Annotated in this window: 18 protein-coding genes and 1 riboswitch; of the genes, 3 read left to right on the top strand and 15 right to left on the bottom strand. The window is 60.4% G+C overall.

Annotation, left to right across the window (positions count from 1 at the left end; genetic code table 11):
- Positions 1-113 precede the first annotated feature (113 nt).
- The 14 genes from ABWU19_RS05010 to ABWU19_RS04945 all read right to left on the bottom strand — a co-directional run bounded on the left by ABWU19_RS05010 (position 114) and on the right by ABWU19_RS04945 (position 16572).
- Positions 114-1535 carry a complex I subunit 4 family protein gene (locus ABWU19_RS05010; protein ID WP_435900663.1) on the bottom strand — a complete coding sequence of 474 codons (1422 nt, stop codon included), beginning with the start codon at positions 1533-1535 and terminating at the stop codon, positions 114-116.
- Positions 1532-3364 (bottom strand): NADH-quinone oxidoreductase subunit L, encoded by a 1833-nt coding sequence (gene nuoL, locus ABWU19_RS05005; RefSeq protein ID WP_435900662.1) that lies wholly within the window; start codon positions 3362-3364, stop codon positions 1532-1534. Before nuoL ends, ABWU19_RS05010 begins: the two co-directional genes overlap by 4 nt.
- Positions 3365-3367: 3 nt before the next feature.
- Positions 3368-3658: an NADH-quinone oxidoreductase subunit NuoK gene (gene nuoK / locus ABWU19_RS05000; protein ID WP_435900661.1), complete on the bottom strand. Its 291-nt coding sequence runs from the start codon at positions 3656-3658 to the stop codon at positions 3368-3370.
- Positions 3658-4254, bottom strand: coding sequence for an NADH-quinone oxidoreductase subunit J family protein (locus ABWU19_RS04995; protein ID WP_435900660.1), 597 nt, complete (start codon positions 4252-4254; stop codon positions 3658-3660). Before ABWU19_RS04995 ends, nuoK begins: the two co-directional genes overlap by 1 nt.
- Positions 4255-4382: 128 nt before the next feature.
- Entirely contained in the window at positions 4383-4928 is a 546-nt protein-coding gene (gene nuoI, locus ABWU19_RS04990) for an NADH-quinone oxidoreductase subunit NuoI (protein WP_435900659.1), read from the bottom strand.
- 16 nt (positions 4929-4944) lie between these two features.
- On the bottom strand, positions 4945-6120 hold the full coding sequence (locus tag ABWU19_RS04985) for a complex I subunit 1/NuoH family protein (RefSeq protein WP_435900689.1): 1176 nt from the start codon (positions 6118-6120) through the stop codon (positions 4945-4947).
- Positions 6121-6209: 89 nt separating this feature from the next.
- A complete protein-coding gene (locus ABWU19_RS04980; RefSeq protein ID WP_435900658.1) occupies positions 6210-8576 on the bottom strand; it encodes a molybdopterin-dependent oxidoreductase in 2367 nt (788 codons plus the stop codon).
- Between the two features lie 9 nt (positions 8577-8585).
- Entirely contained in the window at positions 8586-9902 is a 1317-nt protein-coding gene (gene nuoF / locus ABWU19_RS04975) for an NADH-quinone oxidoreductase subunit NuoF (RefSeq protein WP_435900657.1), read from the bottom strand.
- Complete coding sequence (gene nuoE / locus ABWU19_RS04970; RefSeq protein ID WP_435900656.1) at positions 9899-10462, bottom strand: NADH-quinone oxidoreductase subunit NuoE; 564 nt, start codon at positions 10460-10462, stop codon at positions 9899-9901. Before nuoE ends, nuoF begins: the two co-directional genes overlap by 4 nt.
- A gap of 72 nt (positions 10463-10534) precedes the next feature.
- The gene (nuoD, locus tag ABWU19_RS04965) at positions 10535-11782 is read right to left on the bottom strand and encodes an NADH dehydrogenase (quinone) subunit D (RefSeq protein WP_435900688.1); all 1248 of its coding nucleotides are present in this window, start codon (positions 11780-11782) and stop codon (positions 10535-10537) included.
- Positions 11782-12405 (bottom strand): NADH-quinone oxidoreductase subunit C, encoded by a 624-nt coding sequence (locus tag ABWU19_RS04960; RefSeq protein WP_435900655.1) that lies wholly within the window; start codon positions 12403-12405, stop codon positions 11782-11784. Before ABWU19_RS04960 ends, nuoD begins: the two co-directional genes overlap by 1 nt.
- 16 nt (positions 12406-12421) lie before the next feature.
- On the bottom strand, positions 12422-12961 hold the full coding sequence (locus ABWU19_RS04955; RefSeq protein WP_435900654.1) for a NuoB/complex I 20 kDa subunit family protein: 540 nt from the start codon (positions 12959-12961) through the stop codon (positions 12422-12424).
- Positions 12962-13041: 80 nt separating this feature from the next.
- Positions 13042-13401, bottom strand: coding sequence for an NADH-quinone oxidoreductase subunit A (locus tag ABWU19_RS04950; RefSeq protein WP_314134697.1), 360 nt, complete (start codon positions 13399-13401; stop codon positions 13042-13044).
- 606 nt (positions 13402-14007) lie between these two features.
- Complete coding sequence (locus ABWU19_RS04945; RefSeq protein ID WP_435900653.1) at positions 14008-16572, bottom strand: bifunctional diguanylate cyclase/phosphodiesterase; 2565 nt, start codon at positions 16570-16572, stop codon at positions 14008-14010.
- Positions 16573-17139: 567 nt separating this feature from the next.
- Here ABWU19_RS04945 and ABWU19_RS04940 point away from each other — a divergent pair.
- Positions 17140-18621 carry an ABC transporter permease subunit gene (locus ABWU19_RS04940; protein ID WP_435900652.1) on the top strand — a complete coding sequence of 494 codons (1482 nt, stop codon included), beginning with the start codon at positions 17140-17142 and terminating at the stop codon, positions 18619-18621.
- A 229-nt stretch (positions 18622-18850) separates the two neighbouring features.
- Here ABWU19_RS04940 and ABWU19_RS04935 read toward each other — a convergent pair whose 3' ends face one another.
- Complete coding sequence (locus tag ABWU19_RS04935; RefSeq protein ID WP_435900651.1) at positions 18851-19279, bottom strand: SWIM zinc finger family protein; 429 nt, start codon at positions 19277-19279, stop codon at positions 18851-18853.
- A gap of 76 nt (positions 19280-19355) precedes the next feature.
- A riboswitch (FMN riboswitch) is annotated at positions 19356-19507 on the top strand.
- A 146-nt stretch (positions 19508-19653) separates the two neighbouring features.
- Between ABWU19_RS04935 and ABWU19_RS04930 the strand changes: the two genes are divergently transcribed.
- Complete coding sequence (locus ABWU19_RS04930) at positions 19654-20631, top strand: ABC transporter substrate-binding protein (protein ID WP_435900650.1); 978 nt, start codon at positions 19654-19656, stop codon at positions 20629-20631.
- A gap of 515 nt (positions 20632-21146) precedes the next feature.
- Complete coding sequence (gene leuS, locus ABWU19_RS04925; protein ID WP_435900687.1) at positions 21147-23774, top strand: leucine--tRNA ligase; 2628 nt, start codon at positions 21147-21149, stop codon at positions 23772-23774.
- Positions 23775-24016: the final 242 nt, after the last annotated feature.

The raw sequence follows: 24016 nt of genomic DNA, 5'->3' as shown, positions 1-24016 counted from the left end.
ACCTCCTTGCATACGGTCAAAGCTCAGGCCTCGAAGGTAACCGTTCTTGGTGCCCCTCAGCTTTCGGCTTTCGGTTCTCGACCAACCCTCTCGATAGGCAACACACCCGCACCTCATGATGCACCCCCGAACAGCGCGGCAATAGCCCTGCCCAAGGGCTCCAAATACGCCGTGAAGAGTTTTGGATACAGTCCCATCAAAAGCAGCACCCCTACCGTTACAGCAGCAAAACCCCACTCGCGGGTGTCCATATCAGGCACAGCCTGGGCCTGGGGGGTTTCCTGGAAAAGCTTCTGGTACGCCGTGAGGGCATAAGCCGCTGCTGCAATAACCGCCAGGAAGGCCAAAAAGGTAAGCCAGGGTGAAACCTGGTAAGCCCCCAGCAAAACCATCAGCTCGCCAGGGAAGCCCGATAACCCCGGTAGCCCAATCATGGCCATCAGGATGAACATACCCAACACGTAAAGCGCCGGGGTGTGCTTGGCAAGACCGCGTACCGGGGCCACCTCGAGGCTCCCGGTTCGCTTATATACCAGGCCCACAAACAGGAACATAGCCGAGCCATAAACCATCGAAGCACCCAACAAATACAGCGCTCCTACCGTGCCTTCCATGTTTCCACTAAATAAACCCAACGCCCCGATGCCCATGTGCGAGACCCCTGCATAGGCCAGCAGGGTTTTCCAGTCAGGTGCACTGAACGCCACCCAGGCCGCATAGAGCGCACCAAAAGCCGCCAGGAACAACATCAGCCCCTGCCACTGCTCGAAGCCCTCGGGCATCAGCGGGATGGCCCACTTGAAAAAAGCAAAAATGCCCACCTTGTAGAGCGTACCCATGGCGTCGGCCAGGCCCGAGGGGTGGTTTTGCTGGTGGAAGCTAGGCAGCCAGGCATGCAGCGGGAAAAGCGGGGTTTTGACCGCCAGCGCTATCAAAAAGCCCAGAAAAGCCAGCACTGCGGTTTGTCCGCTAAGGGGACGGGCCACCAGGTCGGTGTAGAGGAAGCTATCGGCCCCTCCCAAAAAGCGCACCGCAAAGATTGCGGCCAGCATGGGTAGCGAACCCACCAGGGTAAACAGCGCAAAGGTGTAGATGGCCCGCAGCCGGTCGGGCCCTCCGTAGAACCACAGCATCAGGAGGGCGGGAATCAGGGTGGCCTCGAAGAAGGCGTAGAACAAAACCAGGTCTTGGGCCGCAAAAATGCCCAGCAAACCGGTCTGCATCATCAGGGCCAGGGCCAGAAAGCGCACCGGCACATCGGCCACCCAGACCCCCAGCAAAACCACCAGGCTTACCGCAAGCCAGAGCAACAAGCCTGCCCCGTCCAGTCCTACTGCGTAGTAAACCCCAGCCTCCGGCAGGAAGGGGATCTGGCTGGCATAGGCCAGGCCCTCTCCCCCATAGCCTGCAAACAGCACCACCGCAATAAGCAGGCTCACCGCCGCCGATAGGGTGGCAAAGGTGCGCCCCAGGCCCGGCACAATAAACAGCAGCAAACCCGCCAGGAGGGGCAACCACAGTCCTACATGAATCATCGCAACACCCCCCAGCCCACCAGCAGTACCAGGGCGATTACCAGCCCGGCCATATAGAAGCGCAAAGCGCCTGTCTGGAGTTTGGTTAACACGCTTCCCAGCCCTCCAACCAGACCCCCAAGACCTATAAAGCCTGCCAGGAGGCCCTTATCTCCGCCAAAAAGAAGCTCGGCCAGCCCTCTGGCCGGATTGACCAGCAGGGTGTTGTAGAGCGCATCGGCATAGAAGCCCTGCAGGGCCGCGGCCTCCAAGCGTTCGTACCAGGCCGGCATCTTCTGCTGGAAGAAGCGGAAGCCCCACCATAAAGCCACAATGGCCACCACCGCCGAGGTAATGATGAGCGTCCATTCGGTGAGCACCGGCAGCTTCTCGTGGGGAAAGTCTCCGATGGCTTTGGTCAGGAACGGTTCGATAAAGTTTTTGTAGTCAATTACGTAAGGCAACCCGATGAAGCCCACGCCAATAGCACCACCCATCAGGATGTGGTTGGGCCACAGCATCACCGCGGGGCTTTCGTGGGGGTGTTCCTTGCCCCGGTAATCTCCCCAGAAGACCAGCACATACCAGCGGATCGAGTAGAGCGCCGCCAGCACCGAAGCAAACAGCATCAGGGCCCACAGCCAGGGGCCATACTCAAAGGAGTAGGCCAGAATTGCGTCCTTGGACCAGAACCCCGCCAAGGGCACCAGACCACCCGAGGCAAAAGTAGCCACCAGGCCGTGCAGGTGCGTAGCCGGCAGGTACTTGCGCATCCCACCCATTTTTCGTACGTCCTGCTCGCCGCCCAGGGCGTGAATCACCGAACCGGAGGTCATGAACATCAGGGCCTTAAAGAAGGCGTGGGTCACGATGTGGAAGATGGCTACCCAGTAGGCCCCCACCCCCACCGCCACAAACATGAAGCCGAGCTGCGAGAGGGTGGTGTAGGCCACGATGCGCTTGATGTCCCACTGGCCCAGCGAACTGAGCGCCCCGTAGATGGCGGTAAGAAAGCCAACCGCCACGATCAGGCCCGACAAAAAACCATCGCCGTGCAACATGAAGGCATGCCGTACCAGCAGGTAAACCCCCGCCGTAACCATGGTGGCCGCGTGGATCAGGGCCGATACCGGGGTAGGGCCGGCCATGGCATCGGGCAACCAGACCATCAGCGGCACCTGTGCACTCTTGCCCATAGCCCCAATCAGCAGGAAGAAGCCAGCCAGGGTAAGGGTGGTAAAGCTATAACCGCCAGCCTCTACCTTCTCGACCAGCTCGGAGATCGAGAGGGTGCCGAACATGCTCCACAAAAGGCCCATGGCCAGCAGAAAGCCCAGGTCGCCGATGCGGTTGACGATGAAAGCCTTGCGGGCCGAGTCGGCGTTGAGGCGCTCCTGATACCAGAAGCCGATTAGTAGGTAAGAGGCCAGACCCACCCCCTCCCAGCCGATGAACACCACCGGCAGGCTGTCGCCCAGGATGAGCACCAGCATGGCCGCGATGAAGAGGTTGAAATAGCTAAAGAAGCGGCTATAGCCAGGGTCGCCGTGCATGTAGCCAATGGCCCAGACGTGAATCAGGAAGCCCACCCCAGCCACCACCATCAGCATGACGCCCGAAAGGTTATCGAGGTTGAGGCTAAAGGGGATTCCCGGTAGCCAGTCGGGAAGGGCCCATCGGGCTCCGCCTTGCAGCAGCAAAACGAGGCCCAATAAGAAGCTCCCCAGCACCAGAATTGAGGCCAGCCAACCAGCAGACGGCTCACCGATTCGTTTACCAAACAACCCAAGAATCACAAACCCCAGCAAGGGAAGTGCGATGGTCAGGGGTAGAAGAAGGGTTTCTTGCACGTTTTACCCCCTAAGTTGCCGCAGCTCATCTACGGCGGTGGTCTCGCGACGACGGAAGATGGCCACAATCAGGCCCAGGCCCACCGCCACCTCGGCAGCAGCAATGGCAATGATAAACAGCACCACCACCTGGGCATCCAGGCTTCCAGTCATTTTGGAGAAGCTGATCAGGGAGAGCGCTGCAGCATTCAACATCAGCTCGATAGACAAAAACATCAGAATAGCGGTGCGCCGGGTAAGCGCGCCGTAAGCCCCAATCGAAAACAGCAGGGCGGAAGCTATGAGCCAGGTCATTACTTCACCACCGCCCTCTCATCTTTCTGTTCAACAACCGGGGGATTGGGCTTTGGATCCTGCCGGGGGTGGGCTGGGTGACTGGTTGCCGAAACAATTCGCTCTGGCTCGATCAGCACCACCGCTGCCACGGTAGCCACCAGCAGCAAAAAGCCCACTGCCAGAAGGGCATATAGCCACTTGTCGGGGTCATAGAGCAGGGGCCCCAGGGCCTGGGGCAGACCGCCACCCAGCGCAGGCGCATTTACCGGCGGCTGAAACCGGGTTACGGCAAAAATCAAGACGCTTGCCAGGCCCAGCGCACCAAACCCGGCCACCCAGGGCAACCGGGGCAGCAGGTCCTGGCCCACATTTGCGTTTGCCGCTGAGAGCAACATGATGACGAACAAAAACAGCACCACGATGGCCCCGGCGTAGACGATGATCTGAATCATGGCCACGAAGCGGGCCTCCAGCGCCACGTATACGCCCGCCACTACCAAGAAATTGGCAATTAGCGCCAGGGCTGCATGGACGGCATTTTGTAGCCGCACCACTGCCAGGCCGGTTCCGACCAGGAGCAGCAGCGCAAGGATTTCCCAAAATCCGACACTCATTGATTCCTCCAGGGAGCTTTGGGGTCTGGGCTCGAGCCTTTAGGGTTTCGCATAATCCGAGAGATTCTAACCGCAAAAATCTGGGTTGAGGAACAGCGGCCTCTGCGCACTCGAGCCTCCGGGCAACCCTACCTGCGGGGCGGTTTGGGCAGCTTGACACCCTCGAGCTCGGGCCGCAGGTAAGGCACGGTATAGCCTGACTTGATCGGCTTGCCGGTATAGGCCGCCTCGCGGCGCTGGGGCTTGGTACCCTCCACCTCGACCAGCATGTCCTCCTTGCCATAAACAAAGTCGGAGTAGCGGTAGTCGGCCATCTCGAAGTCGTAGCCCATTACCACTGCACCAGTGGGGCAGGCTTCCTCGCACAGCCCACAGAAGATGCAGCGCAGCATGTTTATCTCGTAAACCCTGGCATAGCGCTCGCCGGCGCTCACCGGGTTATTGGGGTCGTTCTCGGCAGCCTCTACGTAGATGGCATAGGCCGGACAGGCTGCCGCACATAGCGAACAGCCGATGCACTTTTCCAGGCCGTTGGGGTGCCTCGTCAGCACATGGCGTCCGTGGAAGCGTGGCTTGAGGGGCACCGGGGCGTCCGGATACGGAATCGTTACCGGTTTTGAAAACAGCGCCTTCAGGGTTATACCCATGCTCTGCGCAAGTGCAGCAATACTCACAGCTTCGCTCCTTTCTCTAGTCACCCGCGCCCATGCCTGGCATGGTTCTGGGCTTGGGTTTGGCGGTCAGAATCACGTAGGCCGAAAAAAGCACCAGGCTCAGCAAGGAGAGCCAGCCCAGCACGGCCACCGGCCACTGGAAGGCCACCACCATGGCCGACAACAAAAACCAGACCAGCGCCAGGGGGAACAAGCGGCCCCAGCTAAAGACCATCAGCTGGTCGTAGCGCAGGCGGAAGAGGGTACCCCGCACCCAGATGAAGAAGAACAAGAACAGCGCAATTTTGACGAACATCCACAGGTAGGGCAGAGCAAAAAGACCGCCAATGATGGGGATTTGCTCCATAAAGCCGGGCATCCGCCAGCCACCCAAAAAGATGGTGGGAATCAGGGCCGCAGCAGTGATGAGGTGGATGTACTCGGCCATCTGGAACAAGGCCCACTTGATGGAGCTGTACTCGGTGTTGTAGCCCCCCACCAGCTCCTGTTCGGCCTCGGGAAGGTCGAAGGGGGTGCGGGCCGCTTCGGCCATGCTGGTCAGGAGGAAGATGGCAAAAGCGGGGAGCATGTACAGAATCAGCCAGCCGTTTTCGTACTGCCAGTTCACAATCTGCTGGAGGTTCAGCGACCCTACCAGCACCACCGGGGCAACCAGGCTGATGCCCAGGGCCAGCTCGTAGGAGATAAGCGAGGCCGAGGAGCGCAGCGAGCCCAGCAAGGAGTACTTTGAGTTGGAGGCCCAGCCCGCCAGAAAGATGCCGTAGATGGCCATCTCGGAAACCGCAAACACATACAGGATGCCCACATCCAGGTTGATGACCCAGGGGTCGTAACCAAAGAAAGCGTCCTTAGGGCCAAAGGGGATCAGGCCAAAGGTGAGCAGGGCAAAGGTGACCGAGATCATAGGGGCCAGGACAAAAATCACCCTATCCGCTCTGGTTACAATCAGGTCTTCCTTGAAAATGGACTTGATGGCATCGGCCAAGGGCTGGAACAGGCCATCCGGCCCCACCCGGTTGGGCCCCTGGCGAATCTGGATGCGGGCCAGCAGCCGCCGCTCAATCAGGGTCATGTAGGCGAAGGCGGTCAGCAGGCCAAAAATCACCAGGAAGGCCTTGATGCCTACCATCCATAGGGGGTCGGTGGCATCGGCATCGGCAGGGGCCGCTTGGGCCGCCAGGGCAGTACCCATGACAAACGTTGCGCTGCTCAAAATCAGCTTTTGAACCGATAATCTGAGTCGCCCTGGGCCTTCGACTCTGGGCTTGGGGCATTCGTCCTTCATGCTTCACCTCCGACCAATACCCTGGCCTCAACCTTGCGACCCGCCCAGGCTCCCAGTGCAGGCAGGTACATCGCGCCCTCGGGGAGGCCAGGCACCACCTTGACCTCGAGCTTCTCTATACCCATCGGCGTTTCCAGCTCAACCAGGTAACCCTGAGCCAAGCCATTGGCCTTGGCAGTCTCTGGGCTCATCTCCAGCTTGACCTCCACCACCCTGGCCACTGCACCTACGAGCTGCTCCCGCCGCCACATGGTCGGGCGCAGGTACAGCGCCCCCTGGGCCACATCCGCATCGGAGGCAGCCCAGCCGGTTGATTTTTGCGTCCAGCGCTCTAACACAGGCGGGAGTTTGTGTTTCTCGACGAGCAGCTTGGTGGCCTGACGCACCAGCCGCACCGGGGTCCTGACCCCTGCGGCCTCAGCAATCAGGCCCAGCGCCGCCACTGCACCATCGGCCTGGCCATTGTTGATACCCGCGGGCTCGAGCGGCAGCACCCGACCCTCGAGGTTCACGGTATGACCCCGCTTTTCGTAAGCGGTCTGGTTTGGCAACACCACATCGGCATACTTTTCAGCCAGAGGGTGCTTGTGGGTCAGGTGCAGGATGCGGAAGGAGGCCGCTTTGAGCTGCTTTTCGGTGGGCAGGTAGGCGTAGTAAACCACCCTGGGCCCTGTCTCGGCCCAGCCTGCGCCACCCTTGCTGGGAAACAGCCCCAGCGCTTCCAGCCCCCGCGCGTTGGCCGCAGGGGTCATGCACATCACCCTGGCACCCGTGCGCTCGGCAAGCTGCTTGGCTTCTTTGGCCGCCTGGGGCTGGTTAAGCACCCCCGCGCCCAGCACCAGCACCACCCGCGAACTGGCCGCCAGGCGCGCCTTGACCCAGGCCACCTGCTCGCTCAGGCCAGCGGGCGCTTCGGCCTGATCCAGTAGGGCCGCCAGCAGGGCCGCTTCCATCCCCGGGGTGTGTACGGCGCTGGCCCCAGCCCACCTGGCCGTGCTGCTGGGGTAGGCGCTGAAGAGGGCCAGCTTATGGGTCAGGCGGGGCATCCGCTCCTTGATGTTGAGGTCGGCAAAGGGGGTGCCGTGCGCGAGCTTGGCAGCGGGTTTGAGGCCACGGCTGTACTCCGAAAGCCGCAGGTGCAGGGTGGGGGCCTCTTCGGCAGGGTCGCCCAGCACCAGCACAAACTCGGCATCCAGCAGCTCATCGAAGCTGGCCGAGGCAAACACGCCAATGGGGTGGGCGGTACGGCCCTGGAAGTCGCGGTGCGTCGTACCCAGCGCCTGGGTCAGCTCGAGGGCCGCCAGGCCCTCCTCCAGGGTGCTGTTGCCCGCCAGGTAGATGCCAATATCCGCCCCAGCGACACCCTCCACGCCTTTGCGGATGACCTCCAGGGCCTCTTCCCAGGTGGCTTCAACCAGCTTCCCGTCCTTGCGCACCAGAGGCGAGTGAACCCGGTTTTCGTTCACCCATTCGTGACCAAAGCGGGCCGCATCGGAGATCCAGACCTCGTTCACTTCCCGACGCTCGGCCGCCCGGATGCGCTCGAGCAACCCGCTGCGGGTATCCACCACAATCGCCGCCCCGCTGGCGTCGTCCATCGAGGTGGTCTCGGTGGAATCGTACTCCCAGTTGCGGGCCCGGAAGCGTGCGGTCTGGTCGAGCAGGGCCCCCACCGGGCAGATGTCCACGATGTTGCCGCTGAAGTTGGAGGGCAATCCGTCTTCTTCGCTGTTGATGAAGGTATGCACCCCCCGCTCGATGAAGTCGAGCACCTCCTCGCCCGGAATCTCCTCAAAGTAGCGCACACAGCGCTTGCAGTGGATGCAGCGCTCCCGGTCGAGCACGATGAAAGGCGAGAGGGGGTGGTGCTTGTCCACCTGGCGCCGGGTCATCTCGAAGCGGGTATACATGGGCAGCTCCATCGGGTCGGGCTGGTAGAACTTTTCCACCAGGCCGTACTCGTAGCTGCGGTCTTGCAACTCGCAGGCCCCACCCTTATCGCAGGTGGGACAGTCGAGCGGGTGGTTGAACAGGGTGAGTTCGACCATACCCGACTGGGCGTGCTTAACCTCGTCGGAAAGGGTGTCGACCACCATCCCATCGCTCACCACCGTAATGCAGGCTGCCGATAGCTTGGGCATCCAGAAAATCTTGGGCTGCCCATTTTCCATGATGAAGTTGCCGTCCGGCCCCTTACGCGGGCTGCCGGTCTTGACCAGGCACATTCGGCAGGCCCCAATGGGCGATAGGTGCTTTTCGGCACAGAACAGCGGCACATCGTAGCCCGCATGGAAGATGGCATCCATGACCGAGGTGCCGCTGGGCACCTCCACGGTTTTGTCGTTAATGGTTACCTTGGCCATTTCCTAACCTCACCCCCAACGGCTTCCCAGGCGCTCTACGGGCCTGCCCTGCTCCACCGCATCCACAAACTGGTGGCGGAAGTGCTTTAGGCTGCCGCGCACCGGCCAGCAGGCTGCATCGGCCAGGGCGCAGAAGCTGCGGCCTTCAATCTGGTCGAGCATGTCCTCCAACAACTCCACATCACCTTTCTGACCCTGCCCCGTCCCAATCTTTTGGAACAGGCTTACCATCCAGCCCGAGACCCCTTCGCGGCAGGGGGTACATTTGCCGCAGGATTCATGGCCGTAAAAGCGGGTCACGTTCCACATGGCATCCACCATGCTCATGCTGGCCGGGATGCCAATTACCCCTCCCGTACCCAGAAGCGATCCTTTGGCGCTGATGGACTCGTAATCCATGGGGGTATCGAGGACTTCGTCGGTCCAGGGCAAGGGCGGACAGGACGAACCCCCTGGAATGATGGCCTGGATGGGCTCGGTGGGGCCCCCGGCCCAGTCCAGGAGCAGCTCGCGGAAGGTGGTGCCCAAAGGCAGCTCGTATACGCCAGGGCGCTTGAAGGGGCCGCTTACCTGAAACAACTTGTGGCCCTTGGACTTTTCGGTGCCCATGCTGGCGAACCAGTCGGCCCCACGTTCGATGATGTGCACCGCCGAGCAGAGCGACTCGACGTTGTTGATGGTGGTCGGCATACCCCACAGGCCGGCCTGGGCCGGGAAGGGGGGCTTCATACGGGGGTTGGCCCGCAGGCCCTCGAGGGAGTTCATCAGGGCCGTTTCCTCGCCACAGATGTAGGCCCCAGCCCCCCGGTGCACATACAGGTCAAAGCTGAAGCCGGTTCCCATCACGTTCTGGCCCAGGTAGCCGGCTGCATAGGCTTCGCGAATGGCCGCAACCAGCCGGTCGTAGGCCCGCCGGTACTCACCGCGAATGTAGATGTAGCCTTTGCTGGCCTGAATGGCCACCCCTGCAATCATCATGCCCTCGATGAGCTGGTGGGGGTCATCCTCCATCAGGTAGCGGTCTTTGAAGGAGCCCGGCTCCGACTCGTCGGCGTTGCAAACGATGTAGTGCTGCTTGCCGGTGTTTTTGGGCATGAAGCTCCACTTGAGCCCGGTGGGGAAACCCGCCCCTCCCCGCCCGCGCAGGCCGGACTTCTTGACTTCCTCAATGACCCAGTCCTGGCCCTGGGCAATGGCCTTCTTAATGGCCTGATAACCGCCGTGGGAAAGGTAATAGTCCAGCGTCCAGGAGTTGGGCTGACCCACGTGCTTATATAAGGTCTTTTCGAAGCGGGGGTCTTTGCCGCTCACGATGGGGCCGTTCATGCGCCCACCTCCTCCCCGCGCACATGCACCTCGTGCCCCACCTTACCCGGCAGCACAATTTCCTCGAGCCGTTGGCCTTCCCGCAAGCCCTGCAAAAGCGCGTGCAGACGGGCTTTGGTTACGCACTCCACGTAGGGCTCGTCGTTGACCTGCACCACCGGCGCGGTGTGGCAGGAGCCCAGGCATTCCACCTTCTGGATGCTGAAAAGGCCATCGGGGGTTACTTCTCCCCGCAAAATGCCCAGCTCCTGCACCAGTTCGTCCCATAGCTCATCGGCCCCCCCAATGGCACAGGAGAGGGTGGCACAGACCTGGAGGTGGTACTTGCCGGTGGGCAGGGCCTGGTAGTAGCTATAAAAGCTCATCACACCCGCCACCTCGGTAGCCGTGGTACCTAGGATTTGGGCGATCTCTTCCTGACGCTCAGGGGAGATCCAGCCCTCATCCTGCTGTATCCGCCGCAACATAGGCATGATGGCCGCCCGTCGCCCCTGGGGCGTATCGGGGTACTGCGCGAATACCTCACGTAGCCAGTCTTGTTTATCGTCGAAAAATCCCATATGCCTCCGCAAACATTCAAAAGCCTGGGGGTGGGCAGCTTGTCCCTGAACGCCAGGCCTCCGTTGCATAACTCATCGGTCTACGTCCCCCATCACTGGGTCTAAAGAAGCGATCACCGCTACCATATCGGCCATCTGCACACCCTTGCAAGCATAGGGCAGGCTTTGCAGGTTAACAAAGCTGGGCGCGCGCACCTTGACCCGGTAAGGCATCGAACCACCATCGGAAACGATGTAGTAGCCCAACTCACCCCGGGCGCTCTCGGTAGGCACATACACCTCGCCAGGGGCGGGGTGGAAGCCTTCGGTCACCAGCTTGAAGTGATAGATGACCGCCTCCATCGAGGTTTCCAGCAAGTGGCGCGGCGGCAGCGAAATTTGCGGGTTGGGATCGCGGATAGGGCCGGGCCCGATGGCCTCGAGCCGCTCGATGGCCTGGCGGATAATCTTTACCGACTCGCGCATCTCGAGAAGGCGAATCACCATCCGGTCGAAGATGTCGCCCCCCGTAAGCACCGGTACCTCGAAGTTGTAGGTTTCGTAGCCGGCGTAGGGGTAAGCCTTACGCACATCGTAGTTGACCCCTGAAGCCCGCAAACTACCCCCGGTAAGGGAAAGGTTAATGGCCACCTCGGCAGGTATCACCGCGACACCCCGGGCCCGCTCATAAAAGATGGGGCTCTCCCGGAACAAAGCCTCGTACTCGTCGATACGGGCGGGCATCTGGGCAATAAGCTTCTTCACCTCGCCTAAGAACTCCGGCGGGAGGTCTTCCTTAAGGCCCCCAATGCGGATGTAGTTGTGGTGAAAGCGCTGGCCCGAAACCCACTCAAACAGGTCGAGCACCGCCTCCCGCTCGCGGAAGGCGTAGAAGAACGGCGTCAGCGCTCCAAAGTCCAGCAGGCCGGTTCCCAGGAAAACCAGGTGTGAGGCAATGCGGGAAAGCTCATTGAGCAGAATGCGAATGGCCTGGGCCCTGGGGGGCACCTCCGCCCCTACCAGCTTTTCCACGCTCAGGGCATAGGCCAGGTCGTGGCTGAAGCTGTGCAGGTAGTCCATGCGGGGGGTATAGGTAATGCACTGGGTGTAGGTGCGGTACTCCATGTTCTTTTCGAAGCCGGTATGGAGATACCCAATGTGGGGGGTCAGCCGCAGAATCTGCTCCCCCGAAATATCCACCACCACCCGTAACACCCCGTGGGTCGAGGGGTGCTGGGGCCCCACGTTAAGGGTCATCACCTCGGACTTAAGCTCAGGTGCGTCGGCTATGTCGTACGCCTCCGCCGAGGGGCTGTGCAGTTTTTGCGGGTCAAGCACCATCATTTACCTCCTTTGACCACCTTCTGCACCTCGGCAGCGGCATCCTGGTAGCCCTTGCGGGTTCCACCCCGCCAGCCAGTCATGCCCGCCCTGTCTCCAGAAAGGCCAGCCCGGAAAGCATCGGGGTCGATGAAGCGGCCCTCCCTGAACAAGGTCGGCGTCTCGCCCAGGGGAAAATCCTTGCGCAGAGGATGGCCTTCCAGGTCTTCGGGAGTCAGAATTTTGCGCAGGTCGGGGTGGCCTTCGAAGCGGATGCCCAGCAGGTCGAACACCTCGCGCTCGAGGTAGTCGGCGCCCATCCACAGGTCGGTCAGGCTGGGCAGGCTGGGGTTGGCCTCCGGCACGTACACCCGGATAAACACCCGGCTGCCATCGCCGCCCTGGTAACCCGGCAGCGACACCAGTTCGTACACCACACAAAAGCGTTCGGGCTTGGGGCTGGGGTATCTCAGGTAATCGATTCCCACCACATCGGCCAGGTAGTTCCAGCCCTGGTTCTTAAGGTTCGCCAGCAGGGCCTTAAACTCGCCGCGGGGCACCACTACCCAGGTGTTGCCGTGGGCTTCTTCAACCTCCCAGCCGTTGGCGCGGGCTTGGTTTTTTAGCTCGGTCAGCTTTTGCATTTTCACCTCGAGCGGCCTAGCGCTTCCAGGCCTCAATTTTGGGCAACTTACGGCCCTCTTCATCCCGGGCTTTGCCCTGAATTTTCTTCTGAAGCTGCATTACCGCAAAAATAAGGGCCTCGGGCCGGGGCGGGCATCCAGGCACAAACACATCCACCGGCACCACACTGTCCACGTTTTGCACAATGGCGTAGTTGTTGAACATGCCGCCCGAAGAAGCACAGGCCCCCATCGAGATAACCCACTTGGGGTCGGGCATCTGGTCGTAGACCCGGCGCATCACCGGGGCCATTTTTTTGGAGAGCCGCCCGGCCACAATCATCACATCGGCCTGGCGGGGGGAGGCCCGGAAAACCTCTGAACCAAAGCGCGAGAGGTCGTTCCGGGCATCGGTGGAGGCCATCATCTCGATAGCACAGCAGGCCAGACCAAAAGTGGCCGGCCACAGGCTATTGGAGCGCCCCCAGGCGATGAGCTTCTCGAGGGTGGTAAACAGGACGCCCTCGCTCTCGAGCTCCTGTACATCTTTGGTGAACAAATCTGTAAGGGTTGCCATTTATATGACCTCCGTCGGCAGTCCCAGAACCCAGGCCTCGAGTTTTTTCGACTTGAGCCCAGTAACTTGCGACAGCCTGGCTAGTGCCACTTCATTACTCCCTTGTACCACTCGTACAAAAAACCCACGAACAGCAGCAACGTAAACACCAGCAGACCCAGGAAGCCCACCACCCCCAGGGTGCCAGCGCTTACCGCATAGGGCCACAAAAACGCCACTTCTACGTCGAAGATAATAAAGAGCATCGCTACAGCATAGAAGTGCACCGGGAAGCGCTTGACCTCCCCAGCGGGGTCGTTGCCCGATTCATAGGGCATCAGCTTGAATCGTCCACCTTTTTTGGGGCCCAGAACTGCCCCTACCACGGTTGCCAGAACGGCAATGCCGACCGCAACAGCCAGGTACACCAGCAGAGCCTGATACTCACTTATAGGTGACATGCGCCTCCTCTTTATAGGTGGCCGAGCTTGTGCCGGTCTTCACGAGTTTTGGGAAACCCTACCGGCTGCCCGGCCTACTGTCGCCAACATCTTACACTTTTACCTTCTCGCCGCAATATTATTCCAATAAAGATGCTACTTTGGAATGAAATCCAACATTGTAGTTATCCCTACCAGAACAGAAAAAACCAGAATCGGGAGTTTGAACTCACCATAGAAGTGCTGCTCCGGTAGCGGTTTTCGATTGGAGGCAACAGGAAAGCCTCGGTCAGTGCCGCATTTTTCGAAAAACCGTGCCGGACAAGATTCCTCAAACGATGAGCTCTTAGGATGGCCCAGCTCCAAGACAAAGATTGAACTTTACGCAAAACTGAATGCCCACGCTTCGCTCGAGAAAACAATCAACCACAGGTAAATCCGGGCAACGTCTACGTTTTTTTCCTTACCGACCGTACTTTCTAAGCTGTAGGGAATCAAAAAGGGACGTACTGAAGGCCATCAAACTCTTGGTGACACCTCTGGCGAGCGCAGGCTTTCTGGTCTGTAGCTATACAGAGTCCTGTATGGCATCAGACAAATGGCGTTTAGCGATGGAAGTCAGAAACCTTAAAGCGAATCCGGTCGGCCCAGAAAGTAGCCCTGTCCCAGGGAAAAGCCCAGGTCCTGCAAGTAGTTCAGGGCAGCTTCATGTTCGATACCTTCGGCGATCGCAGCCAGATTCAAGGCATGGGCCAGGGCCAAAACCGCGGCCACCAGTCGGGCCGCGGAGCTTGTGGGGTTCGGAGTGGTGCCCAGGGCGTTGGTGAAGGCCTGGCCCAGCTTGAGTCCGTCCACCGGAAGATCGGCCAGGCGTTCCAGGCTGGAGTAGCCACTACCAAAGTCATCGAGGTAAACCCGCACGCCGAGTCTTTTTAGTAAACCTATGGTCTGGCTGGCATCTCTTCCTCGCCCATCCGGGATGAGGGAGCTCTCCGTGATCTCCAGGATGAGGGCTTCCGGAGGGCAGTTGGTCTCTAGCAAGGCCTTAGCCACCAGTTCGGCATAGTTGGGCTGAAGGAGCTCTTGCGGGCTCACATTTACGTGCACCGGCAGGCCGTGACGGTTCCTGTCCATGCAGGCCCGACGCAGCACCCAGTTGCCCAGCCTGGGCATCAGGTGGTGCCGTTCTGCCAGGGGGATGAACTCGGAAGGAGGCGCCTTGGGCCAGCGCAGGAGGGCTTCCAGGGCCTCGGTTTTTCTCGTTTTGAGGTTTACGATGGGCTGGTACAGCAGCACCAGGCCCGTAGCGGTTTCCAGGTCTAATTGAAGGGCTTCCAGGAGCTCCATCTCCCGGCGCAAGGAGTCCTGAAGCTGGGTTTCATAGAAGGCAAGGCGGTTTTTTCCCTCGGCCTTGGCGCGATAAAGGGCCATGTCGGCCCGCTGTAGAAACTCCCCAGGGGACAGTCCAGCTTCTCCCATGGCAATACCAATGGAGGTGGTGATGCGGTACGTTCGCTCCCCTAGAGGTAGAGGAAGGCGGGCCACCTCGAGCAGCCGTTCGCCCACCTGGATAACCTCTTCCACCGTTTCTATTCCAGTCAGCAGGACCAGGAACTCATCACCGCCCTGTCGGGCTACAACATCCCGAGGCCGAAGGGCAGCATGAAGCCGGGTAGCGATTCCTCGGATTACCTCGTCTCCCGCGGCGTGGCCTTCCAGGTCGTTCACCAGCTTGAGCCCATCTAAGTCCAGGTAGAGCACTGTTGGGCGTGCTTCATGCTGTAAAGCTTGCGCCAGCTTCTCCATGAAAAATAAGCGGTTGGGCAGCCCAGTGAGGGCATCGTGGTACGCCAGGTGCTGCAACCTGCCCTCCAGCTCCATTCTCCTAAGAAGAAGACCTAGCTGGCTGGCAAAAGCCTGGGCCAGCTCCAGATCCAGGGGTACAAAAGCGTCGCTTCGTTCGAAGTTATCGAGGTACAGAATGGCCTTGCGTTGCCCAGTCAGGTAGACCGGAACCGAAAGGATGGCCTGAATTTCCCGCACCCGCCCTGCCTCCTCCATCACCTGGCGCTGTTTGGCATCCAGGCGCCGGTTGTAGCGCTGCAGGTCTTCTTGGGTGAAGATGTGGGCCTTCCTGTGCTCGGTGAGGGAAATGGCATCCCCTGGCTGGAGACGGACCTGGCGGAGCGCTGCCAGGTCGTACCCCCTGGCAGCCACAAAGTGGTAGTAGCCGTCTTCCATTAAGACGACAACGCTCCCTGCCTGGGCACTGGGTACGGTGTTCAGCGCCGCATCGAGAATAAGGCTAAAAATAGAGTCGGAAAACCCCTCGGTCATGAGGGTCTCGTAGACCCGCAGGAGATTTTGGCGGAATGTGCTCCAGCGCACCTCCCTTTCCTGGGCCTCGAGGCGATCTCGAATGTCCACACCCAGGGCCAGAATCTCCAGTGCTTCGCTGCCTGGACCAGGCACCGCCATAAAGGTCCATTCTGTCGGGTTTGTATCAAGGGTTGTGGCCGTAATCGGCTGTCCTGGTTTTTCTAGAGCGGCCTCAATGGGAAGAGAAAGGCCTTGGGGAAATGCCCTCTGCAAAGCAGGGTTGGCCCGGAGCAGCGCCCCTGCAACACCCAGGCGGGCTACATAGAAAGGAGATAGGCCCAGAAGGCGCTCTAACCAGCGATGGCGCTCAAAGAGATCCAAGGTTCGGGCCAGCACCTCAGCTACACCTCGCAGGAAGGCGGCTTCCTCAGGGGTAAAGCTTCGCACTTGCTGACAGTCATCTACCCCCAGGAAGCCCCAAAGGCCTTCCTCCACCCAGATGGGCACCACCAGAAGGCTCTGGATATCCTGGGCTTCCAGAAGGGGCCTTTCCTCTTCGGGAAAGGAGTAGACGGGTCCAGCGATGGCCTGATCCTGCAGGAATGCTTCCAGCCAGCGGGCGTACCCGGCTTCCTTCATGGGCAGATTTTGCAGTGCGGGGTTCTGAATCTGGGGAGCGGTACCGGAAGCCGCCCACTCGGCCACTTGCGAGGCATACCAGGTGCCGTCCTGTTCCTTCAGACGAAAGAGATAGGAGCGGTGGGTCTTCAAAGCCTCCGCCAAGGCCTGCAAAGTCTCGGGAAGACCGGAAAGCCCCTGTCGCAGCAGGGGCAAAAAGGTTTGGGGAATGCAATCAAAAGAAGCCTGTTGCATAGAGTATGTCTTTGTATGCTACCTGATCTGGCCCCCAGGATGTGCAAAAAGAGGGCATGTTCCAAGCTTTTATCATATGCAGTATGAAGCAAGCCCCAAGGATACCCAGCCCCATCCCACTGATGCAGGTACCCGATCTGCGGGCCCATAACACCACCTACGACTGGCGCATGCTGTTCATGCTGGCGCTGGGGGATGAGGCGGTAGCCAGATGGCAGTTGATCATGGAGCTAGGGCCTAAACTGGCGGAGCAGGGTACCCTCTGGGTGAACAGGCGCGTGAGCGCTCTGCCCCGAAGGGGATCGTCCCCTGGGTGCTTACCTAAGGGGTCACTGGGCCACAAGAACCGACTGCACCACAAACGGGATGTGGCCCTGGGGGAGGATGCTGGCCGCACCCGCAAAGCTGCCCAAACCCTGGCTGCCTTGGGGCTTTCTGCATCTGCTGGGTGTTCCCGTTCTACGCAGCCTCGGCGCTTTGCGGTCAATCCCATGCCCTTGTATCGCTGGCCAATGGGGTGTATATGGTAAAAGCCTGGCCTTCTCAGCTTGGCGGTATGCTAGAGCCATGAGCCACCCGGTACCCACCTCCCCCCCCACCACCCAGGCCCCCAGCGTCATCCGGCTGGCGGGGGTCGCGGTGGAGTTCGAGGGGCGGGAAGTGCTCTCTGGCGTGGACCTCGAGGTGCACAAGGGCGAGTTCGTGGCCGTCATTGGCCCCTCGGGCGGCGGCAAGAGCACCCTCCTGCGGCTCATTGCAGGGCTGCTCAAAGCCCAGAAGGGCACCGTTGAAGTAGAGGGACAACCCGCCATGGTCTTCCAGGACTACCGCCTACTGCCCTGGCGCACCGTGGAGCAAAACATCCGGCTGCCCATCGAGCTTACTGGGCGGGGCCGCGTCGAGACCCACCTGGGTATGAAGCCCTACCTGAAGCTGTATCCGCACCAGCTTTCGGGGGGCATGAAGGCCAGGGTAGCCATTGCCCGGGCGCTGGCCCAGGACGCCGAGGTGCTGTTGATGGACGAGCCCTTTGCGGCCCTGGACGCGCTGGTGCGGGAGCGTTTCAACCTCGAGCTCAAGCAACTGCACGAGCGCACCGGCAAAACCATCGTGTTCGTAACCCACAGCATCCGCGAGGCAGTGTATCTGGCCGACCGGGTGGTGGTGCTGACCGGCGGCAAAATTGAGGCCGTTCTGGAAACCAAAGGGGAAGGGCGCATCACCGCTTTTACCGATGGGCTCGAGGCCGAGCTGCGCGAACGGCTGGGCGTGGCCGACTCTACCTTCGTCGAGCCTCCACCCAAGCCCCTGCGGCCCCCTTGGGAAATCCTGGGTGCGCTTTTGCTGCTGGCCCTGTTTTTCCTGGCCTGGAGCCTCATGGCGGCAAGGGTGCCGGTGTTTGTGCCCTCACCCCTGGAAGTCTGGCAGGCCATCGTGCAGAATGGCGCGCTGCTCTTCCGCAATGCCCTGACCACCCTCCAGACCGCCGGGCTGGGCATCCTGACCGCGCTGGTCATTGGGCTACCCATAGGCTACGCGATGGGCCAGAAGCGCTCGCTCGAGCGGCTGCTTTCACCCTTTATTGTGGCCTTGCAGGCAGTCCCCACCATTATTGTGGCCCCGCTGCTCATCATCTGGTTCGGCTATGGGCTGGTCTCCAAGGTAACCATCGCCACCCTCATCTCCATCTTTCCGGTGCTGGTCTCGACCATGGTGGGGGTGCGCGAGGTAGACCGCACCTACCGCGAGGTCTTTCAGACCATTGGGGCCTCGGCCTGGGGGGTGTTTAGCAAGCTCGAGTTCCCCGGTGCCCTGCCGGTCATCCTGGGCGGACTGCGCCTGACGGTCTCGCTGGCCCTGATTGGGGCGGTGGTGGCCGAGTTTGTGCTGGGCGGCGGTGGGCTGGGGCACCTGGCCCAGACCGAGCAGCGCAACTTCAACTACGCCAACTCCTTCGCTGCGGTGGCAGTAACCGTCCTGCTGGGCATCTCCTTGTACGGGCTGGTAGCCCTGCTGGAAAGCTACGTGCTGCGCTACCGCAGGCGATAATTCTATTTCCCTGATAGGTGTCATTGACAGTGAGGTGTCCGAGTCGAGGCGCTGCAAGAACGGGTCTTCAGCGACACCTGGGCGAGCCGCAAGCTGCTACAAGAGCAGCGCCTTCGCAACAGAAAAGGCAAAAGGGAGTAGCCTGGGCCGTTGCCCGTAGTTGCGCCCCACCCGGTCGCATAAGGCGGGGTCAGGCCAATCCAAGGACTTTACGGTCTCCTCCGGCCTTCTATCTATAACGCTGCAACAGGTTGTAGGCGAACTCCTGCATCAGCTCGGGACGCGCCTCATCCAGTTGCCACAGCAGGCGCAGCAGTTCGTCGTCGGACAGCTCGAGCAAGGGCTCGAGGTTCAGCGGCCTTGTTTTAGGCAGCTTTTTCCGGGCAAACATTTCGGGGGCTTCCAGGGCCGCCAGGGCTACTGCCACCACGTGCTTGCACACCGGCCCCCAGGTATAGGGGCAGGTACAGTCCCACTCGCCTTTGCTGAGGTTAATCTCGACCCGGTAGGGGAACGGGGCGCTCCCCTGTACCCGTGCTTGTAAGCGGCCCCGGCTGCGGCTGGCCTCGAGCACCGCCCCACGCAAAAAGAGGGCCCGACCCCGCTCCAGCACCCCTGGGTCGGCTAGGTCTAGCAAGCTTTGCAGTTCCAGTTGCACCTGCTTATCAAAATCCAGCCCGCTTCACTTTGCAAGCCCTAAGTTTGTGATTAAACTAACTTTGGGCCACAAGGCCCAATTCCTTCAGGGCGGGGTGCAATTCCCCACCGGCGGTGATGGCGGCCTGGCCGCCCGAGCCCGCGAAGCCTGGAAATCTGCCGCACATCCAGGCCCGATTGCGTGAAAATCGCAAGCCGACGGTCATAGTCCGGATGGGAGAAGGAGTGAAGCCTGGGTGCCCTGTGCCTGGGCGTAGCAGGATGTGTAACACCTCGTAAACCCTCCACACAACCGTTGGGTAAACCAGACTCGGGTCGGGTGCAGTTCGTGCCTGCTTCGACCCTTTTGGGCAGCACGGTGTGTTGAGGTGAGTGATGCGAAAACTTGTGGTAGTGCTGGCAGTGTTGCTGTCGCTGGGTCTGGCCCAGACACAAAAGGTACGGGTGGGGCTGGGCTATTTGCCTGATGTGCAGTTCGCCCCGTTTTACGCGGGTGTGGTCGAGGGTATCTACGCAAGGCGCGGACTGGACGTAGAGTTTCAACATGGCTTCTCCTCGGAGCTGTACCCTTTGCTGGCTCAGGGAAGGCTCGATTTTGTCGTAGCCGACGCCGAAGACGTGATGGCCCTGCGCGCCCAGGGAACCCCGCTCAAGTACGTGCTGGCCCTCTACCAGAGCGTGCCCAACGCCCTCTTCTCGCGGGCCGAGAAAAACATCACCTCGGTGCGCGACCTCAAGGGCAAGACCATTGGGATACCGGGGCTTTTTGGCACCTCGTACACCTCGCTGCAGGCCATGCTGCGGGCGGCTGGCTTGCGCGAGTCGGACGTGAAAATCGAACAGATTGGCTTTACCCAGGCCGAGGCCATCGTTACCGGACGGGTAGATGTGGCCATGGGCTTTATCAACAACGAGCCCATCGTGCTCGAGGCCCGTGGCATCAAGCTCAATGTGATTCCGGCAGGCCCCTACAACCGCTCGCCCGGGGTGGGGGTCATCTCCACCGACCGGGTGCTGGAAAACGCCGACCTGGCCCGACGTTTTGTGCAGGCCACCCAGGAGGCCATGGCCCTGACCCTGCGGGAACCACGCAAGGCTTTTGAAGCCTCCAAAAAGTACGTGCAAACCCTGGGAGAAGACCGTTTCCGGGTGCTCGAGGTCTCGCTAAGGCTCTACCAGTCGCCCTACACCCGCCAAAACGGGCTGGGCTTCTCCAACCCCCAGGGCTGGCAGAGCGGGCTTAGCCTGCTCAAACAGACCGGGCGGGTCAAAACCGACCTGCCCTTTACGGCCTTCTTCACCAACGAGTTTTTGCAGCCTGGCTTGCAGGTCAATACCAGCGCGGCAAAATAAAGGCATCCCCGCACCAGTTCCCGGCCCTCTTGACCCCCGCCCTGTGCGGGGGTTTTTCAACATGGCCGCATTCGGCCAAACCCCCGCACACAGAGCAGGAACAAGGCACCCAGCAGCCGCGCCGTTGGGAAAGGTCGGCACTTGCTTAGCCTAGAGCGCTCTTCACAAATATCGAGCTGCTCACAACTTGATTGCTTTGTCCTGCACAAGACAGCGGCCTCTCGGATGGGAGGCCACGCCTGCGAAGAGGGCGGTAGGGCTGGGGGGCTGCGGCAAAAAAGCTGCGCAATAGCAAAAAAACGGCCTCGAGGCCCGGTCTGCGTGTTACTATGTTTGTATGTTTGGGTTGATGCAACTAACGCTACCCTAGGGGAGGCCGATCTTTACCAGGCTCCCCCTTCGATCGTGAAGGGGGTTTTTTACGAGTGCTTGCTGTCTTCCCCACTGGCCGACCCACATTTCCTTTTCGGGCTTTCTACCAATAGAATGTCCCGTTGAGAACTGGAGAAATGAAGATGCTGACAACCGACAAATACAACCCCCACGAGCTCGAGCCCAAATGGCAAAAATACTGGGATGAAATCGGGCTTTTAAAGGCCACCGAGGGCAGGGGAAGTAAAAAAGCCTACATCCTGGTGATGTTCCCCTACCCCTCCGGCGACCTGCACATGGGCCATCTTAAGAACTACACCATGGGCGATGCGCTGGCCCGTTTCCGGGAGCAACAGGGCTATAGCGTGCTGCATCCGTTTGGCTGGGATGCCTTTGGGCTGCCTGCGGAAAACGCCGCCCTGAAATTTGGCGTAAGCCCTGCCGACTGGACCTTTGGCAACATTCAGCAGTCCAAGGAATCCCTGGCCCTAATGGGCATCCGCTACGACTGGAGCCGCGAGGTAACCACCTGCCTGCCCGATTACTATAAGTGGAACCAGTGGATTTTCCTCAAAATGTACGAGCGGGGCCTGGTCTACCGCAAAAAGAGCCTGGTCAACTGGGACCCTGTCGAGCAAAGCGTGCTGGCCAACGAGCAGGTCATCGATGGGCGCGGCTGGCGCTCGGGGGCGCTGGTGGAGAAGCGGGAGCTCGAGCAGTGGTACCTCAAAATCACCGACTACGCCGAGCGGCTTTTGAACGACCTGGACAAGCTGCCCCGCTGGCCCGAAAAGGTCAAGGCCATGCAGCGGGCCTGGATTGGCAAGAGTGTCGGCGCCGAGTTCGACTTCCGGGTAAAGGGCCACCAGGCCAAAATCCGGGTCTTCTCTACCCGCCCCGATACCATTTTTGGCGCAACCTTCATGGTGCTGGCCCCCGAACACGAGCTGGTCGCCCAGATCACCACGCCCGAGCAAAAGGCCGCCGTGGAAGCCTACGTGGCCGCTACCCGCATGAAGAGCGAGGTCGAGCGGCAGATGGAAGACCGCGAGAAGACCGGGGTCTGGACAGGCGCTTACGCCATTAACCCCGCCAACGGCAAGGAAATCCCCATCTGGATTGCCGATTACGTGCTCTCTGGCTACGGCACCGGGGCCATTATGGCCGTACCGGGCCAGGACGAGCGCGACTGGGAGTTCGCCGAGAAGTTCGGTCTGGAAATCATCCGCACCGTCGAGCCACCCCAGGGATGGCAGGGCAAGGCCTATACCGAAGACGGCCCGGCCATCAACTCCGACTTCCTGAACGGGCTTTATGTGGAAGAAGCCAAGCAAAAAATCATTGCCTGGATGGAAGAAAAAGGCATTGGCGAGGGCAAGGTCAACTACCGCCTGCGCGACTGGCTCATTAGCCGCCAGCGCTACTGGGGCACCCCCATCCCCATGATCCACTGCGATAGCTGTGGCATCGTGCCGGTGCCCTACCAGCAGTTGCCGGTCGAGCTGCCCACCCTGCGCGATGTGGAGGACATCCGCCCCAAGGGCAAAAGCCCCCTGGCCGCGCACCCCGAGTTTTACGAGTGCGACTGCCCCAAGTGTGGCGGTAAGGCTCGGCGCGACACCGATACCATGGACACTTTTATTGATTCGTCGTGGTACTTCCTGCGCTACACCGATGCCCAAAACCCCGACCTGCCCTTCGACCCCCAAAAAGCCAACTACTGGATGCCGGTAGACCAGTACATTGGCGGTATCGAACACGCCATTCTGCACCTGCTGTATGCCCGCTTTTTCACCAAGTTTTTGCATGACCTGGGCATGGTAGAGGCCGATGAGCCCTTCGAGGGCCTCTTTACCCAGGGTATGGTGATGGGCTGGACCAATGTGGGTGAGGTGGAAATACGCGAGGGACGCATCTACTTCAAAGATGACGCCCGGCGCAGCAAGCTCGAGCTCGAGCAAGGTATCACCCTCGAGGACGCCAGAAAAAGCGGGGCTGAGCTGCGCCAGGAAGAGGGCAAAACCTACTTCTGGAAGCCCGCCGTGATGAGCAAGAGCCTGGGCAACGGGGTGATGGTGGGGCCATTTGTAAAAGAGCAGGGGGCCGACATTGCCCGCATTACCATTCTGTTCGCCGCCCCGCCCGAAAACGAGATGATCTGGACCGAAGAGGGTGTGCAGGGTGCCTGGCGCTACCTCAACCGGGTTTACCGCCTGGTTGCAGAGCACATGGCCGAGCTGAAGACCCAGGCCGACCTGCAAGGGCCTGCCGGGCTGGAAGGCCCACACAAGGCTCTTTATCAAAAGCTGCATCAGACCATCAAAAAGGTAACTGAAGACCTCGAGGCCCTGCGCTTCAACACCGCCATTGCCGCCCTGATGGAGCTGCTCAACACTCTGGGCGACTACCGCAAGGAGCACGGCGTGACCCCGGTCTTCCGCGAGGCGGTGCTGCGCTACATCCAGATGCTGGCCCCCTTCGCCCCCCACCTGGCCGAAGAACTGTGGCACGAGTTCCACACCCACTCGGTATTCAGCGCCCCCTGGCCTACCCTGGACCAAGCCGCCCTGGTGGCCGACAGCTTCGAGCTGGTGGTGCAGGTCAACGGCAAGTTGCGCGGTAAAGCCAGCATCAGCACCCAGGCCAGCGAAGAGGAAATTAAGCGCATTGCAAAAGAAATTCCCAACGTACAGCAGTACATCGTGGGGAAAGAAGTGCTCAAGGAAATCTACGTACCCGGCAAGCTGCTGAACATCGTGGTTAAGGGATAAGAAATACCCTTGATTCGTTGTGCTTATTGGGCCCCACCCGAAGCGCTCAACTTTGCATCTGAAACGTGCTTCGGGCAGGAGGCTGGTACGTTTTCTGATGGCGCAACCGCTGCTGTACATGTAGCCGCGCACGGGCCCTTAAGCTTTACACTGGACAAATGGCACTGGGGGTGCATCTCAGCAATTCCGTACAGGGAAAGCCTTCCACCTTAGGGCCTCGAAGGCCACCAGCGGACGGGACC

This window comes from Meiothermus cerbereus (assembly GCF_051297115.1).
Taxonomy (GTDB): Bacteria; Deinococcota; Deinococci; order Deinococcales; family Thermaceae; genus Meiothermus; species Meiothermus cerbereus_A.
Note: the sequence above shows the minus strand (reverse complement) of the source record. Positions and strands in the feature narration are given on the sequence as shown.